This window comes from Burkholderia sp. Ac-20349 (assembly GCF_017104865.1).
GTDB classification, from domain to species: domain Bacteria; phylum Pseudomonadota; class Gammaproteobacteria; order Burkholderiales; family Burkholderiaceae; genus Burkholderia; species Burkholderia aenigmatica.
Genome location: NZ_JAAGPM010000167.1, coordinates 1 through 15,291, shown reverse-complemented (window position 1 = coordinate 15,291; position 15,291 = coordinate 1). Strand labels below are relative to the sequence as shown.

Annotated in this window: 11 protein-coding genes and 3 pseudogenes; 6 read left to right on the top strand and 8 right to left on the bottom strand. The window is 65.5% G+C overall.

Features of this window, described 5'->3' with window-relative positions; all coding sequences use genetic code 11:
* Positions 1–125: pseudogene (locus G3N61_RS33780) on the top strand (LysE family translocator); the annotation flags it as partial.
* Here the strand turns inward: G3N61_RS33780 and G3N61_RS33775 are convergent.
* The 3 genes and pseudogenes from G3N61_RS33775 to G3N61_RS33765 all read right to left on the bottom strand — a co-directional run.
* A pseudogene (locus tag G3N61_RS33775) lies at positions 123–482 on the bottom strand (winged helix-turn-helix domain-containing protein); the annotation flags it as partial. The pseudogenes G3N61_RS33780 and G3N61_RS33775 overlap by 3 nt on opposite strands.
* Positions 483–935: 453 nt before the next feature.
* Positions 936–3,146, bottom strand: coding sequence for a xanthine dehydrogenase family protein molybdopterin-binding subunit (locus G3N61_RS33770; RefSeq protein ID WP_089452280.1), 2,211 nt, complete (start codon positions 3,144–3,146; stop codon positions 936–938).
* 2 nt (positions 3,147–3,148) lie between these two features.
* A complete protein-coding gene (locus G3N61_RS33765) occupies positions 3,149–3,610 on the bottom strand; it encodes a (2Fe-2S)-binding protein (RefSeq protein ID WP_043179951.1) in 462 nt (153 codons plus the stop codon).
* A 181-nt stretch (positions 3,611–3,791) separates the two neighbouring features.
* Here G3N61_RS33765 and G3N61_RS33760 point away from each other — a divergent pair, with 181 nt between their 5' ends.
* Positions 3,792–4,715 (top strand): AraC family transcriptional regulator, encoded by a 924-nt coding sequence (locus tag G3N61_RS33760; RefSeq protein WP_043179948.1) that lies wholly within the window; start codon positions 3,792–3,794, stop codon positions 4,713–4,715.
* Between the two features lie 38 nt (positions 4,716–4,753).
* Here the strand turns inward: G3N61_RS33760 and G3N61_RS33755 are convergent, their stop codons facing one another.
* The 5 genes from G3N61_RS33755 to G3N61_RS33735 are packed head-to-tail and all read right to left on the bottom strand — an operon-like array spanning position 4,754 to position 11,258.
* Entirely contained in the window at positions 4,754–7,405 is a 2,652-nt protein-coding gene (locus G3N61_RS33755) for a glycosyltransferase family 2 protein (protein WP_205824543.1), read from the bottom strand.
* Positions 7,406–7,431: 26 nt separating this feature from the next.
* Entirely contained in the window at positions 7,432–8,835 is a 1,404-nt protein-coding gene (locus G3N61_RS33750; RefSeq protein WP_205824542.1) for a UDP-glucose/GDP-mannose dehydrogenase family protein, read from the bottom strand.
* Positions 8,836–8,870: 35 nt separating this feature from the next.
* Complete coding sequence (galE, locus tag G3N61_RS33745) at positions 8,871–9,860, bottom strand: UDP-glucose 4-epimerase GalE (protein ID WP_089452282.1); 990 nt, start codon at positions 9,858–9,860, stop codon at positions 8,871–8,873.
* Entirely contained in the window at positions 9,857–10,864 is a 1,008-nt protein-coding gene (locus tag G3N61_RS33740; RefSeq protein ID WP_089452283.1) for a UDP-glucuronic acid decarboxylase family protein, read from the bottom strand. Before G3N61_RS33740 ends, galE begins: the two co-directional genes overlap by 4 nt.
* Positions 10,857–11,258 carry a hypothetical protein gene (locus G3N61_RS33735; RefSeq protein WP_205824541.1) on the bottom strand — a complete coding sequence of 134 codons (402 nt, stop codon included), beginning with the start codon at positions 11,256–11,258 and terminating at the stop codon, positions 10,857–10,859. The genes G3N61_RS33740 and G3N61_RS33735 overlap by 8 nt, the downstream gene beginning before the upstream one ends.
* A 1,699-nt stretch (positions 11,259–12,957) precedes the next feature.
* Between G3N61_RS33735 and G3N61_RS33730 the strand changes: the two genes are divergently transcribed.
* The 4 genes and pseudogenes from G3N61_RS33730 to G3N61_RS33715 all read left to right on the top strand — a co-directional run.
* The gene (locus G3N61_RS33730; RefSeq protein WP_043179937.1) at positions 12,958–13,281 is read left to right on the top strand and encodes a hypothetical protein; all 324 of its coding nucleotides are present in this window, start codon (positions 12,958–12,960) and stop codon (positions 13,279–13,281) included.
* Positions 13,282–13,393: 112 nt separating this feature from the next.
* Positions 13,394–13,984 (top strand): hypothetical protein, encoded by a 591-nt coding sequence (locus tag G3N61_RS33725; RefSeq protein ID WP_043179934.1) that lies wholly within the window; start codon positions 13,394–13,396, stop codon positions 13,982–13,984.
* A 74-nt stretch (positions 13,985–14,058) separates the two neighbouring features.
* Entirely contained in the window at positions 14,059–14,340 is a 282-nt protein-coding gene (locus G3N61_RS33720; protein WP_011354481.1) for a hypothetical protein, read from the top strand.
* A gap of 44 nt (positions 14,341–14,384) precedes the next feature.
* A pseudogene (locus G3N61_RS33715) lies at positions 14,385–15,291 on the top strand (chemotaxis protein CheA); the annotation flags it as partial.

Genomic DNA, 15,291 nt, shown 5'->3' with positions numbered 1-15,291 from the left:
TCGGCTTCGGGCTCGGCGAGGTATTCAAGCGCGTCCCGCTGCTCTACACGATCCTCGAAGCCGCGAGCGTCGCGTACCTGCTGTACCTCGCGTGGCGCATCGGCACATCGGGCGAAGTGAAGGCGCAGGAGCGGCGCCGCTTCGTGGCGCTCGACGTGCGTCATCGCCGCACCGAACAGCACCAGGCGATAGCCGACGGCGTAGATCGGGATGATCCGCAGGTTCTTGTCGTGATCGAGCTGCAGCTTCGAGCGGATACGCGAGATATGGGTGTCGAGCGTACGCGACGACACGCCGAGTTCTCGGCCCCACACGGCTTCCTGGATTGCCTGCCGCGGCACGATCTTGTTCATGTTGTCGAGCAGGAATTCGACGACGTCGAATTCACGCGGCGTGACGTCAACGACTTTGTTGTCGATTTCGATCGTGCGGCGCACGAAGTTGATTTTTATGTTGTCGATGTACAGGTATTTGCAATCCATGGTGGCCCTCGCATGTCCGTAAAGGAGTGTTTGCGGGTCCTGTGCTGCAACTTTCGGGCCAGGGAGCGGATCGTCATGTGTCGACGGGGGGCGGTGCCGGTGCAAGCGGCGTGGCGGCCTTGAATTTAAAAGAATTTTTAACGGGAGGCGCGGAACGGGTGGAAAAGGGGTCGGGGCGACATTGAAGGATTGTTACGTAGCATCGGCGGGCGACGTTACGGGCGTTACGTCGGGCGTAACGTGTGGGGAGAGGCGGGAATCGAGGTCGCGAAACGTTGCTGCGGCCGGATCGCGAACCCTACATCAAACCCGACAGGATCAAAGGATTTTTCATACGGATCAAGGCGTTACGAGCGATTTTTGCCGACATCGAACCCTGCATCGGCCGTGTCCAGCAAAAGAACGCCGGCCGCAAGACGTCTTCCGTCCCGCAGCCGGCGTTCCGTCCCGTCGTCACGCCTTCGCGCTATCCGCCGAATCGAACGGCAGCACGTAATGCCGCTTGCCCGTCGCCGCGAAGATCGCGTTCGCGACAGCCGGCCCGACCGGTGCGACGCCCGGCTCGCCGACCCCGGTCGGCGCTTCGGCCGACGGCACGATATGCACTTCGACCTTCGGCATCTCGGCCATCCTCAACACGTGGTAGCCGTCGAAGTTGCGCTGCTCGACCTGGCCGTCCTTCAGCGTGATCGCGCTGTGCATCACCGCGCCGAGCCCGAAGCCGATGCCGCCTTCCATCTGCGCGGCGACGATGTCGGGATTGATCGCGATCCCGCAATCGACCGCGCACACCACGCGCTCGACCTTCACCTTGCCGTCTGCATCGACCGACACCTCGGCCACCTGCGCGACATAGCTCTTGAACGCCTCGGCAACCGCGATCCCGCGCCCGCGGCCCTTCGGCAGCGGCTTGGCCGGATCCCAGCCGGCCTTCTGCGCGGCCAGGTCCAGCACCGCGCGCATGCGTGGCTCCTTCTCGAGCAGGTCACGGCGGAACGCGTACGGATCCTTGCCAGCGGTGTGCGCGGCTTCGTCGATGAACGCCTCGACCGCGTACGCCGTGTGCGAGCTGCCGACCACGCGCCACCACAGCACGGGCAGGCCGACCTTGGTGGTGGTGAGTTCGACCGACACGTTCGGCACGGCGTACGGCAGGTTCGCCGCGCCCTCGACCGACGTCGCATCGACGCCATTCTTCACCATGAACGCCTCGAACGGCGTGCCGGCGAGGATCGACTGCCCGACGATCCGGTGGCGCCAGCCGACCAGCTTGCCGTCGGCGGTCAGCCCCGCATCGAGCTTGTGGAAGTACATCGGCCGGTAGAAGCCGCCCTGGATGTCGTCCTCGCGCGTCCACTGCAGCTTGACGGGCTTGCCGTCCGCGCCGAGCGCCTTCGCGATCGACACGGCCTCGACCACGTAGTCCGACCACGCGTTCGCGCGCCGGCCGAAGCTGCCGCCCGCGTACAGCGTGTGGATCTGCACCTGCTCGGGCGTCAGGCCCGCCGTCCTGGCCGCGTTGGCCTGGTCGACGGTCTGAAACTGGTCGCCGGCCCAGATCTCGCAGCTGTTCGCCGTCAGCTTGACGACCGCGTCGAGCGGCTCCATCGGCGCGTGCGCGAGATACGGGAATTCGTAGGTCGCGCCGATCTTGCGTACCGCGCCGGCGATTGCCGCGTCGGCATCGCCGTCCTTGCGTGCCGATGTGCCCGGCTTGTCGGCGAGCTGCCGGTATTCGCGCATGATCTCGTCCGAGCTGCGCTTTTCGGCGTTCGTTTCGTCCCATTCGACTTTCAGCGCGTCGCGGCCCTGTTTCGCGGCCCAGAAGCCGGTTCCGACGACCGCGACGCCGCCCGGCACCTGCACGACCGACACGACGCCCGGCACGGCCTTGGCCGCCGTCGCGTCGAACGATTTCACCTTCGCGCCGAAGCGCGGCGGGCGCTGCAGCAGCGCGACGCGCATGCCGGGGAAGGTCGTGTCGAGCGTGAAATGCGCGGTGCCGTTCGATTTCGCCGACGCGTCGACGCGCGGAATCCGGTGACCGATCAGCTTGAATTCGGCCGGCTGCTTCAACGTGACCTTGTCGGGCACGGGCAGCTTCGACGCATCGGCGACGAGCGTGCCGTACGCGGCCGTCTTGCCGCTCTTCGCATGCGTGACGACGCCATTGGCCGTCGTCAGCTCGCTGGCCGGTACCTTCCAGCGGGCTGCCGCGGCCGATACCAGCATCGCGCGGGCCTTGCCGCCCGCTTCGCGCAGTTGCTGCCACGAGTTCGACATGGCCGAGCTGCCGCCCGTCCCCTGCATCGTGCCGAACGCGAGGTTCGCATAGCGTTTCGCGTCGGCGGGCGCGCTTTCGACGCGCACGTGCGACCAGTCGGCGTCGAGCTCCTCGGCGACGATCGTTGCGATGCCCGTATACGCGCCCTGGCCCAGTTCGACGTGCTTCGCGATGACCGTGACGGCGCCGTCGGGCGTGATGCGCAGGAACGCGTTCGGCGCGAAGTCCGCGGCGGGGGCCGTCGCCGCCAGCGCGCGGCGGCCGAGGCCGGCCCATTCGAAGCCGATGGTCAGGCTGACGGCGGCCGCGGCGCCCGCGGCCTTCAGGAACGTGCGGCGCGACGGACGCACCGAACCGGTGTTGTCGAGTTCGATCGTCATGGTCACGCTCCCAGCGTTGCAGCCGCGTCGTGGATCGCCGCCCGGATGCGGGCGTAGGTCGCACAGCGGCACAGGTTGCCGTTCATCGCGGCGTCGATGTCCGCGTCGGTCGGCTTCGGGTTCTGTTCGAGCAGCGCGGTGGCGGACATGATCTGGCCCGACTGGCAGTAGCCGCATTGCGGCACCTGCAGCTTGACCCAGGCCGTCTGCACGGCCTGCGCGGGCTTGCTCTGCAGGCCTTCGATCGTCGTGATGTGCTTGCCCGCGATGCCGGCGAGCGGCAGCACGCACGAGCGCACGGCCTGGCCTTCGAGATGCACCGTGCACGCGCCGCACTGCGCCATGCCGCAGCCGAACTTCGTGCCGGTCAGTCCCGCGTGTTCGCGAATCGCCCAGAGGACGGGCATCGACGGATCGGCGTCGAGCGTGACGTTCTTGCCGTTCAGGACAAACGAGGTAGGCATTGTGATTGTCTCCGTGGGGAAAACCCGGCATGCGCCCGGTTAGCGGGCAGTGTGCGCGAGGCATCGCTTTTTTCGTCTACCCAATCCTGCAAATTTATTGAACAATCCTGCAAATCCCCGGCAGGCCGCAGACGGTTTCGCTATGCTCCCGCGACATGAGGAAATTGATCGAGGAAGGGTCATGGACATGACCGATATCGTGGCGTCGCGCGAATCCGGGCGGCGCGAGCTGGCGATGCTGATCGGCCGTTTCGCGCCGGCGGACGGCTCGCATTCAACGGCCGTGCCGGGCCTGATGCTGCACCGGCATACGCGGCCGGTCGATCTCGGCTGCGGCGTGTCGCGAGCCGCGCTCGTGATCGCCGCGCAGGGCGCGAAGCGCGTGATCGTGGCTGGCCACGCGTACGAGTACGACACGCAGAATTGCCTGATTACATCGATCGATTTGCCGATCCTGTCGCGCGTGACGCGCGCGTCGCCGGACGCGCCCTACCTGTGCCTGTCGCTGACGCTCGATCCGCAGCGCATCGTCGAGCTCGCGGCCGAGATGCGGCTGCCCGAACCCGACGCGGGCCCCGAAGGCGAGGGGATCGCGCTCGCCGAGCTGACGCCGCCGCTGCTCGATGCTGCACTGCGGCTGTTGCGGCTGCTCGATACGCCGGCCGACATTCCGGTCGTCGCGCCGCTGATCGAAAAGGAATTGCTGTACCGGCTGATGACGAGCGGGCAGGGCACGCGGCTGCGGCATATGGCGATCGCGGGCAGCCAGACGCACCGGATCGCGCGCGCGATCGAATGGATCCGCGATCACTTCGCGGAGCCGATGCGCGTCGAGTCGCTCGCGCAGGCGGTCAACATGAGCGTGTCGTCGCTGCACCATCACTTCAAGCACGTGACGACGCTGAGTCCGCTGCAATACCAGAAGCAGTTGCGGTTGCACGAAGCGCGGCGGCTGTTGCTGCGGCAGGGCGGCGACGTCGGGTCGGTGGCCGCCGTCGTCGGCTACGAAAGCGCGTCGCAGTTCAGCCGCGAATACAGCCGGCTGTTCGGCGCGCCGCCGATGCGCGACGTCGTGCAGTTGCGGAAGAAGGAACTGCTCGGCTGACGGCGGCAATGCTGACACGCCACCGGCCACCGGTCATGTCACTTGGCGACCACCGTCGTTTGCAGGAAAGTTGGCGCGATCCGCCAGTCCGGCACGTAATGCGCCGGCCACGCGCCGGGCGTATCGACCGCGTTGAAATACACCACGGCCTTCAGTAGCGGATAGCGCCACAGCGACCGCTGGAATTCGTCGAGCTCCTCGCGCTTGCGCGAATTCGACCCGTCGACGCCGAGCTCCGTGACCATCACCGGCAGCCCGTAGTCGGTCACCCGTTCGTACTTGGTCCGCAGGATGCTCGCGGCGGAGGCGTGGCCGCCGGCCGGCCAGATCGCGCAGCGCGGGCAATCGAATACGGACAGGCCGACGTCGTCCACATAGCCGCGGCCCGGGAAATAGTCGTCGAGGTTCCGGTTGCCGGCCGGCGACCACACGAAGCGGATCTGGTCGGTCATCGTGCGGCAGGCGGTCACGACCCGCCGGTACGCATCCACGTAGGCCGATGCATCGCCGATGGCCCACGGATAGCGTCCGGTGTCGGCCTCCATCTCGTGGCCCCAGCGCACGAACACGGGGCCCTTCAACGCGGCGAGCGCCGAGCAGGTGGCCGCGATCCGCGCGTCGTAGCGCCCGTGCGCGATATCGTCGAGCAGCGCGCCTTGCCGCGTATCGCCGGCCGCCCAGGGCTCGATGGTCAGCATCAGCGAGCGGTTCCGTGCCTGCGCGCTCCGGTAGGCGTCGTCGATTTCCGCGCGGATGTCGGGCGCGTTCCACGACACGAACACATGATCGAATGCGAGATCGCGATCGGCCGCGAGCGTCTTCTCGGGATCGTACGCGCCGAGCTCGGGTTGCTTCACGGGCTCGCCCGGTACGGGCGCGACCACGGCCGGCAAGCCCGAGCGCCACATCATCGCCTGCCAGCCTTTCGGCGCGCGCAGCCCGATACCCGACAACAGCATCGCGAGCGCGAACACGAACAGCGCGTTGCGTACCGGCAGGCGGCTGAAGAACATCTGCCTGAACGCCGACGCGTCGAGCCCTTGCTCCCGGCCGTGATTCACCGCGATGACGGCCGCGATCGCGAGATACAGGATGCTCGTCAGCGTCGAGAACAGATAGAAGCCGGCGGCGTTGCGCGGATTCTCGACCGTGACGACGGGCAGGCTGCAGAACAGCGAGATCAGCAGATACGGCGCGACCACGCGCAGCGGCGCGTCCTGTTCGATCGTGCCGCCCTTCGGCGTGACCTTGAATGGAAATTCCTTGCCGCGCACGCAGTCGAACACCGCCGACGCGCAGCCGAGCACGACCCATGGCCAGCGCGCGAACACGAACGACAATCCTTCCCACGACAGCAGCTTCGTATTCAGCGGGCGGCACGACTGGGTCGAATGCGTGGCCCAGGTCACGACGCACAGGATCAGCACGGTCAGCGGCAGCGAGTAGGTGAGGTACGTGAGGTAGTCGACGTGTGCCCATACGCGTCCGGTGAGCAGCGCGACGACCGGAATCACGACGCTGCCGGCCATCGCGAGCGCGCACAGCGGGTACCACAGCTGGCAGAACAGGAACTGCGCCTTCAGCTTCAGCGGCAGCCCCATGAAATAGTGGCGCGTGTAGCGCAGCATGATGATCATCACGCTCTTGGACCACTGGAATTCCTGCGTGGCCAGGTCGCCGAACGTGCGCGGCCCTTCGCCGTTCGCAATCGCGTTCAGCGCATGCATGCCGCGCCAGCCTTTCGAATTGAAGATCATCGTGGTCGAGTGATCCTCGGCGAGTTCGGGCCCGAGCCCGCCGATCTCGCGCAGCGCGCGGCAGCGCACCGCATAGTGCGAGCCGATGCACAGCGGCGCGAGGCCGCCCGCATAGCCGGCCTGCATCGTGCCGTGCAGCGGCCCCTCGACGTTCACGCGTCCGCGTGCGCTCCAGCTCGCGGCCGCGTTGCTGTCGCAGATGCTCGGCGCCGACACGTAGCCGACTTCCGGATCGATGAACGGCCGCAGCATCTCCTCGAGATAGGTCCGGGTCGGCACGTGATCGGCATCGAGCTGCGACACGAAATCGTAGTTGTCGTAGCCGACCATGTCGTAGAAGTACGCGAGATTGCCTTCCTTGCACTTGGTGCGGCGCGGCCAGCTTGCGCGGTGGTACGCGGCAATGCCGCGCCGCGTCGACACGAATACGCCGTGCTCGCGGCACCAGTCGAGCGTCTCGGGCGACGGGTCTTCATCGGCGAGCCACGTATCGTGCGGGTAGGTCTGGTCGAGCATCGCGAGCAGCGTCGTGCGGACGATGTCGAACGGCTCGGATGGCGCCTTGGTGACGACCATCGCGACGCGCCAGTCGCGCGGCACCGGTAGCGCGGGGTTCGGCACGACCGCCGAGCGGATGATGAAGATGAAGTAGCCGGGAATGAAGGTGGTCCAGAACAGCACGAAGCAGTTGACGCCGAAGCGGAATGCGTCGACATAGTGCTCGTCGCGCAACCACCAGCGCCAGAAGATGCCCAGCGCGACGAACCAGCACAGCGCGAGGACATGGAAGACGATTTTGGTCCCGCTGTCCATCAACGGGACGAGAAGCGGGACGTCCGCGTGCAGCGATGCGGCGCGATCCACTTCGGGGGCGGTGGTGTCGGCCGTATCCGGCGCAGGGCCGCCGGCAAGCGACGCAACCAGCTTCTTCATGGTGTTCTCCCGTCAAGGTCAGTCCATCAGTCTTGAAGCAGGCCGCGCTGCGGCCGGATGTCCCCGCTCAGGTGCTGGTGTTCCGGTGCCGGGTTGGCCGGCGTGCGTTCGCCGCACGAGCGGCCCACGCGTTCGTAACGCCGAAAGCCGCTGTCGACGGCCAGCCGTTCGCTGAACAGGTTGCGCATGTCGAGCATCACGGGATCGGCCATGTGATCCGCGAGGTCGGCGAGATCGAGTGCCTCGAACGCTTTCCATTCGGTCATCACGACGACGGCGTCCGCGCTGCGCACCGCGTCGATCGCGGAGCCCTCCATGAACACCTGCGGCAGCAGCCGCGACGCCTCGTGCGGACGCGCCGGGTCGTATGCGCGGATATGCGCGCCCGCGCCGACGAGCAGCTGGATCACGTCGATGCTCGGGCTTTCGCGCACGTCGTCGGTCTGGCCTTTGAACGTGAGGCCGAGCACCGCGATGCGCTTGTCCTTGATCGAGCCGCCGCACGCCTTCTCGATCCGGCGCAGGATCTGTTCCTTGCGCAGCGCGTTCGATTCGATCGCCGCGCTGACGATGCGCAGCGGCACCGCATGTTCGGACGCTGTCGCCTTCAGCGCGCGCGTGTCCTTCGGGAAGCACGAGCCGCCCCAGCCGGGGCCGGCTTTCAGGAACGACGCGCCGATGCGGCGGTCGAGGCCCATGCCGTTCGCGACCAGTTCGACATCGGCGCCCACTGCTTCGCACAGGTCCGAGATCTCGTTGATGTAGCTGATCTTCACTGCGAGGAACGCATTCGCCGCGTATTTCACGAGTTCGGCCGTTTCGATCTCGGTCGCGAGCACGAGATGGCCGGTCGCTTCCAGCGGCGCGTAGATGGCTTTCATGATCTCGATCGCGCGCGGATGCTCGGCGCCGAACACGACGCGATCCGGATGCATGAAATCGTCGATCGCCGAGCCTTCGCGCAGGAACTCCGGATTCGACGCAATCGCCGCGTCGACGCCGTCCGGCGCGCAGCGTTCGACGATCTGCTTGACGATCCGGTTGGTGCCGACCGGCACCGTCGACTTCGTGACGACGACCGCGAAACCGGTCAGGTTCGACGCGATCTCCCGCGCGGCCGCCTCGACGTACTGCAGGTCCGCCTGGTCGGTGCCCGGCAGCGTCGGCGTGCCGACCGCGATGAATACCGCGTCGCGATCGCGCACGCTTGCCGCGAGGTCGCTGCTGAAGCGCAGCGTGCCGCGTTCGACGTTGCGTGCGACGACGGCGTCGAGGCCCGGTTCGTAGATCGGAATGCGGCCTTCGTGCAACGCGTCGATCTTGCCGCGATTGTTGTCGATGCAGATGACGTCATGCCCGAGATCCGCAAAGCACGCGCCGCTGACCAGCCCGACGTAGCCCGTGCCGACGATGGCGATCCGTACCTTCATGGTGATTCCCCTGCGTGGCGTTCAAGGAAACTGGCTCACTTGCCGGATGCGAATTGCAGTTCTTTCTGAAACCATGCCGCGGCGTGTTCGACCATTGGCTCGATCGCGGTGAAACGCGGCCGCCAGCCGAGCACGAGCGCGGCTTTCGTGGCGTCGGCGTACAGCGCGGGCGGGTCGCCCGGGCGGCGTGCGGCCGTCACCGTCGGCACGCGGCGGCCCGTCACGGCTTCGACGGCGCGCAGCGCGTCGAGCACCGATGTTCCTTTGCCGGTACCGAGATTCAGCGCGACGCTGTGGCCGCCGCCGCACAGATAGGCGGTCGCCTTCACGTGCGCATCGGCGAGGTCGCTCACGTGCACGTAGTCGCGAATCGCCGAGCCGTCGGGCGTCGGGTAGTCGGTGCCCATCACCTGGAATGCATTGCCGGTGCCGAGTGCCGCGCGGATCGCGAGCGGCAGCGCGTGCGTTTCCGGTTCGTGGCATTCGCCGATCATGCCGTCCGGGTCTGCGCCCGCCGCGTTGAAGTAGCGCAGCGCGACCCACTTCAATCCGTACGCGCGCTCGAAATCGGCGGCCATCCGTTCCATCGCGTACTTGGAGAAGCCGTACGGATTGATCGGCAACTGCGGCGTGCGTTCCGAGATCGGCAGCAGGTCCGGAATGCCGTACGTCGCGCACGACGACGACATCACGATCCGGCCGACGCCGGCCGCGCGCATCGCGCTCAGCAGCGTGCAGGTGCCCGTGACGTTGACCGTGTAATAGCGGTCGGGCGCGAGCACCGATTCGCCGACATAGGCGAGCGCGGCGAAATGAATCACGACGTCGGGCCGATGCGCGGCGAACGCGTTCGACAGCGCGTCGCGGTCGAGAATGTCGGCCGCGACGAGCGGCCCCCATCGCACCGCGTCGCGATGGCCGGTCGACAGATTGTCGTAGGCGACCGGCTCATGTCCCGCTGCCGCGAGCGCCTTGCAGGTATGGCTGCCGATATAGCCCGCTCCGCCTGTCACGAGCACTTTCATGCCGTGGCCCCGGTCATGCGCAGCACCGGCTCGAGCCACAGTTCCCGGCTGAAATAGTCGACGGTCCGGCGCAGGCCTTCATCGAGATCGATGGCCGGCCGCCAGCCGAGCTCGGCCGACGCGATCGAGATGTCGGGCCGGCGCTGGTGCGGATCGTCGATCGGCAGCGGCCGGAACACGAGTTCCGACTTCGAGCCCGTCATCGCGAGCACTTTCTCCGCGAGCTCGATCATCGTGAATTCGCCGGGGTTGCCGATGTTGACCGGCGTGCCGACGTTGCGCTCGGCGCGCATCAGGCAGAAGAAGCCGTCGATCAGGTCGCTGGCGAAGCAGAACGAACGCGTCTGCCGGCCGTCGCCGTAGATTTCGAGCGGCGCGCCGTTGAGTGCGCCGACGATGAAGTTCGACACGACGCGGCCGTCGCGCGGCGACATCCGCGGGCCGTAGGTGTTGAAGATGCGCGCGACGCGCACGTCGATGTCGTGCGTGCGGTAGTAGTCGTAACACAGCGCCTCGGCCGCGCGCTTGCCTTCGTCGTAGCACGCACGCGGGCCGATCGTGTTCACGTTGCCGCGATAGGTTTCCGTCTGCGGGTGCACGCCCGGGTCGCCGTAGACCTCGCTGGTCGATGCCTGGAACACGCGCGCGCCGGTCTTGCGCGCAAGCGCGAGGCAGTGGTTCATGCCGAGCACGTTCGTCATCATCGTATGGACGGGATCGATCTGGTAGGTGGGCGGCGATGCCGCGCACGCGAGATTCCAGATTTCGTCCACCTGCAGTTGCGGCAGGCCGAGCGAGACGTCGCCCTTCACGAACTCGAAGCGGCCGGACGCTTTCAGGTCGGCGACGTTGAGCTTGCGTCCCGTCAGCAGGCTGTCGATGCACGTGACGGATGCGCCTTCCATGACCAGGCGCTCGCAGACGTAGCTGCCGAGGAAGCCGGCGCCGCCCGTCACGAGGACGCGCTGACCGGCGCGCGTCTCGAGCGCGACCCTGTCATTCATGGCTTTCTCCTTCGTCGTTCAGCTCAGGGAGCCCCACGTCGATCTGCTCGACGGCGGCGCGCGCGCGTTCCATCCCGCTGCACGGGTAGCGTGTCGGCAAGCGCCGGTTCGCATGTGCTGAGGTCGACGAAGCGCCGCGACAGGCGCTTCGATTACGTTGACTGCCACGTTGATGCTTGAACGACGCAAGCGTCGCTCGATCGGTGGTGATCTTCATCGCCTTTTCCCCGATACGCTGATTGGCGAGCAGACCGCCGCCCGTGATCTTGTGCCCTGGCGTGCTGCTCGGTGAGAGCCGGAGATCAGGCAATCGGCATGCCATGAACGATGCCGTCGCGATGCGCGGGAGGCGTGGCGGCGCGATTGCCGCGCGACAGGCGCGCTTTTGTTTCATGCGTGTATCGTGGGGACAGGAAAGCGGGCAGGCTCATTGCCGGATCGATACGATTCGATACGACGAAACGCACGATAAATCAGGCTTTTGCGGGAATGGCTTCATCAAAAATGTGTTGAATTTGAATGTTTCATCAATGAGAAATGCATCGATAACGGATTAAAGACGTTTCTAGGATGCGCAGCCCATCGGATGATTCGGCGCATGAAAGGCAGGGCGAATGAAAGCGAAAAATGGTGGGTGGAGTCCGGGTGAGGTCGCACGTTTTCATTTGTTTTAATGATTACGCGAGTACGAAAGTCTTATTTTTTTGGTCGATTTCGACGCTCGCTCGGCATGTGATCGCGTCGGTATTTTCACGGATGAATCAAATTCGTTTCGGTCATCAGGGGAAACGCGGGTCGACGACTGGTCGGAGGCTGCTGTGTCGGGCCATCGGCGCCCGATATCGGGCGAATCGATTCTCGTTTGTGATGGGGCGGGAGGGGGGCGCACATGCCGCAATCCACGGTTCGCAAGCGGAAATGGCCGCGCCGCCCGCCCTGTACGGCCGTGCGCTTCTCAAGTTTGAAACACCCGTTCATCTGGCCATCCGGCGCCGGCCTGCGAGCCGGATTCGTCCGTCTAATCCGGCTATTGCTTCGCGGCGCTCAACGATCGCGGAGGGTGCCAAACCGTTGTTGCGATACATTCCTGAAACAAAAAATGTCGATCCCGGCGCTACGGGCCGCCGTGGCGGCCGTTTGCCGTGCGCAATATGCGGTGGAATATCACGTGGCACGCTGCTTGCGGTATTGGACGCACCGGCGGGCGGCCGACACGAAGTAACGAAGAGGTGGGGCGGCCAACTCGTCAATAAGCAGTCGGGGAAACGGCGATGAAGACCATAAGCAGTAGCTTGATCGGCGCGTACTTTGCGCATCAGTGGGGGAGTCGGAAAGATCGGGGAGTCGCTCGCGACGCTGTGCCAGCTTCGCGGGTTGCTCCGTACCGGTTTCTTGCCCGCCGCGCGCTTCGCGTGCTGGCGCGGTTGTCGCGCCGCACGACAGTCGGGCGACAGCGGGGCTCGCTTTCATGCAGTTCACCCGGATGGATCAGGCTGTTCGTGCCGGACAGCGTGATGCCGATTCGTTCTCGACCGTGCAGGGTTGCTTCGATCGCGCCAGGCCCATGCTGGCGCCGGCCGGATTAGATCGAACGCGCGTCGGCCGGATTATCCGGAAGACCTTTCGTCGACAGTTCAGGGAGAAGCCATGCCACCTGGCTGCAATGCAGGCCCGTTGTCGCCCGGGTAAAGGGTGCATTTTCAACGGCGCTGCATTTTGCGGTGGTTAATGTATTCGCGAAATTTCGATTCCGGAATGGCGTGCCGCGTGCCGGCATGCCGTCCGGCGGGGTGTCGAATATCGCGGGCCGGAAAGGTACGCGCACCGTTCCGGTTTATCAAACAATGGTGTTTTCGCCATAAGGCGAATGTTCACAAAAATAATCGAAAACACCTATCAAAAAAGTTTGGATAACGAAAAATCACGAAGCTAAGCTTCGTCTGGAAAAAATCACAAAGAACCTGAATTGAAAAGGCAACAGGCTTTTATTAATTGGATAGTGATCCTTATTTCTTGAGGATTGCTCAAGTCAGGAAGGTTGATGGCGTGCGATCTTCCTGACTCACTCCGTTCACGCCGTTTTGGAGTCGACCATGAAGAAGCTTCTGATTGCAGCAGCAGTTCTGGCGGTTTCGGGTGCAGCGTTCGCTGGCAGCGGCACGGTATCGACCAGCAATTCGTCGAGCGGCGGTTCGACGATGGCCGGGGTCGTCGGGTTCGGCGTTTTCGGCGCGACCGATTCCGGTGCAGCGCTCGGTGCAGCTGGCGCAACGGCCGGCCATGGCAGCAGCGGCTCGGTCTCGTACACGAACCACACCAACACCTCGCAAGTGGGCGGCTTCGGCTTCGGCGGCGCACAGGCTGGTGGCAACAGCGGCGCGAATGCCGGCTCGATCGGCTGGACGACGCACTACTAAGCGGCGGAGCGTAGCGTTCGTCAATGGCTGGCGGTACGGACGCCGGGTTTCGCTCGATGGGGGGCAGGCCCGGCTCCGCCACCGCCGAACTTACTCACAGCAAGGAATTGCTATGAAAGCCAACGTCATATTTGCGACAGCGCTCACCGTCTTATCGTCGGCTGCATTGGCAGCGGGTTCGTCCACGACCAACCAGACGCAATCCGTTGCGGCTGGTGTTTCAGGGTCGGTGCTGGTCGGTTCCGGCAGCTATACCAGCAATTCGACTTCGACGGCGGGCGCGAATGCAGGCAGTACCGTGACACCCGCTGGTTCCGCCGGCACGGCATCCGCCTTCCACAACTCGACTTCGACGGCCAGCGGTTCGGGCACGAACGGAGGCGCGTTTGCGGCAGGCGGCGGTATCGGTGCCGCAGGCTCGTACGGTGGAAACAGCAGCACGAACGAGAACGCGAATGCGCTATCGGGAGGGGTAACCGCCACGATCGTACTCGGCGCGAACCACTATACGGCTGCGGGCGGAAACGACCAGGGCATTGCCAACGCGGGTGCCGCTGGCCTGACGGGCAGTGGCGGTTCGGGCGCGATTGCGGGCTCGGATCACTTCAACTCGTCGACCGTGTGGAGTACCGGTCCGGCCGGCTCGCCGTCCGCGGCGGGCGGAAGCCAGGGCAGTTCGAGCGCGACCGGAAGCAGTCATTAGTCAGGTGTGGGGGGACCAGTTTCCCAGCGACGCTGGTCTCTTTTCCCCACATTGTTGTCACGTAAGGAGTTGGCATGAAGCAGAAACTGATTGCCGCCGCTCTGATGCTCGCGTCTCTGACGGCGTATGGCGCTGACCGTATTGCCAACGACGTGCAATCGAATTTGCAGACGTCAAACAACCCTGACCAGACAACCAAACCGTCAGAACAACAAACGCTTTCTTCGGGAAGTGCCATCGGCGGACCTGACGCCCAGCAGTGGCAGGGCATGTCGGCCGGCTCATGGTCCCAGCTGGGCAACGGCTGGAAACAGTTCGGGGAAGCAGGCAAAGCTGAAGGGAATCAGGGGAATTAGTACGGTTGCCTGGGTGGGAGGTCAAACCTCGTCCGGAGAGTGAAATGAACAGCAACAGGATCAAGGTGGCATGCGCAGCGATGTTCGCGATGACCACGATTGGCGCCCAGGCGCAAACCGCCGATTCGACTTCGAGCGCGCAGTCGTCGACGTCGTCGACGGCGATCAGCCAGGGCGGCGGCTCGAGCATGAACTCGAACACCACGAGCTCGCGCGGCGGGAACGCCACCAGCTCCAGCGGGGTTCGCAGCAGCGGCAATTCGAGCGTGAACGTGAACGTGACGATGCCGTCCAGCACGAGCGGCGGCTCGAGCGTGACGCCGCAGTCGCTGCAGTCGTCCGGCGCGCCCGGCACCAACCCGTACAACACCCAGTCGGCGGAAAACGTCAATTACTCCGGGACGCAGACGATCAAGACGAACCCCGCGATCCAGGCGCCGGGCCTCACGACCACGCTGTCCGATACCTGCATGGGATCGGTGAGCGTCGGCGTGTCGTTCCCGGGGTTCGGCGCGACGGGCGGCACGACACTGGTCGACCAGGCCTGCGTCCGGCGTCTCGATGCGCGTGAATTCCGTGCGATGGGCCTGACCGACGTGGCGCTTGCGCTGCTCTGCCAGAGCGACGCGAACCGGCGTGCGGTGGAAGCGACCGGGCACCTGTGCCCGGGCACGACCGCGCCGCTCGCCCGTTCGAACGTGGCGCCGAGCGCAGAAGCGACCGTCGCCGACGACGTGAAGTATCACGATCCGATCGTGCGCGACCGCATGGGCCTGCCGCCGCTGGGCGCTGCCGCGCCGGCACCGGCGCAGCCCCGCCCGGTGGCGACGACCTCGGTGCAGGCGGCACCCGTGTCGGTGCCGGTACCGGTGCCCGTGCCGTCGATGGCGCCGATTGCGGCCGCACCGGCTGTTGCAGCCCCGGCGGTTGCAGCTGCCGCACCGGCAGTGG

Excerpts from the sequence above, each read along its gene's own strand:
- G3N61_RS33770 (WP_089452280.1), bottom strand. The coding sequence starts at position 3,146 with ATGACGATCGAACTCGACAACACCGGTTCGGTGCGTCCGTCGCGCCGC.
- G3N61_RS33765 (WP_043179951.1), bottom strand. The coding sequence starts at position 3,610 with ATGCCTACCTCGTTTGTCCTGAACGGCAAGAACGTCACGCTCGACGCC.
- G3N61_RS33760 (WP_043179948.1), top strand. The coding sequence starts at position 3,792 with ATGGACATGACCGATATCGTGGCGTCGCGCGAATCCGGGCGGCGCGAG.
- G3N61_RS33755 (WP_205824543.1), bottom strand. The coding sequence starts at position 7,405 with ATGAAGAAGCTGGTTGCGTCGCTTGCCGGCGGCCCTGCGCCGGATACG.
- G3N61_RS33750 (WP_205824542.1), bottom strand. The coding sequence starts at position 8,835 with ATGAAGGTACGGATCGCCATCGTCGGCACGGGCTACGTCGGGCTGGTC.
- galE (WP_089452282.1), bottom strand. The coding sequence starts at position 9,860 with ATGAAAGTGCTCGTGACAGGCGGAGCGGGCTATATCGGCAGCCATACC.
- G3N61_RS33740 (WP_089452283.1), bottom strand. The coding sequence starts at position 10,864 with ATGAATGACAGGGTCGCGCTCGAGACGCGCGCCGGTCAGCGCGTCCTC.
- G3N61_RS33735 (WP_205824541.1), bottom strand. The coding sequence starts at position 11,258 with ATGAAACAAAAGCGCGCCTGTCGCGCGGCAATCGCGCCGCCACGCCTC.
- G3N61_RS33730 (WP_043179937.1), top strand. The coding sequence starts at position 12,958 with ATGAAGAAGCTTCTGATTGCAGCAGCAGTTCTGGCGGTTTCGGGTGCA.
- G3N61_RS33725 (WP_043179934.1), top strand. The coding sequence starts at position 13,394 with ATGAAAGCCAACGTCATATTTGCGACAGCGCTCACCGTCTTATCGTCG.
- G3N61_RS33720 (WP_011354481.1), top strand. The coding sequence starts at position 14,059 with ATGAAGCAGAAACTGATTGCCGCCGCTCTGATGCTCGCGTCTCTGACG.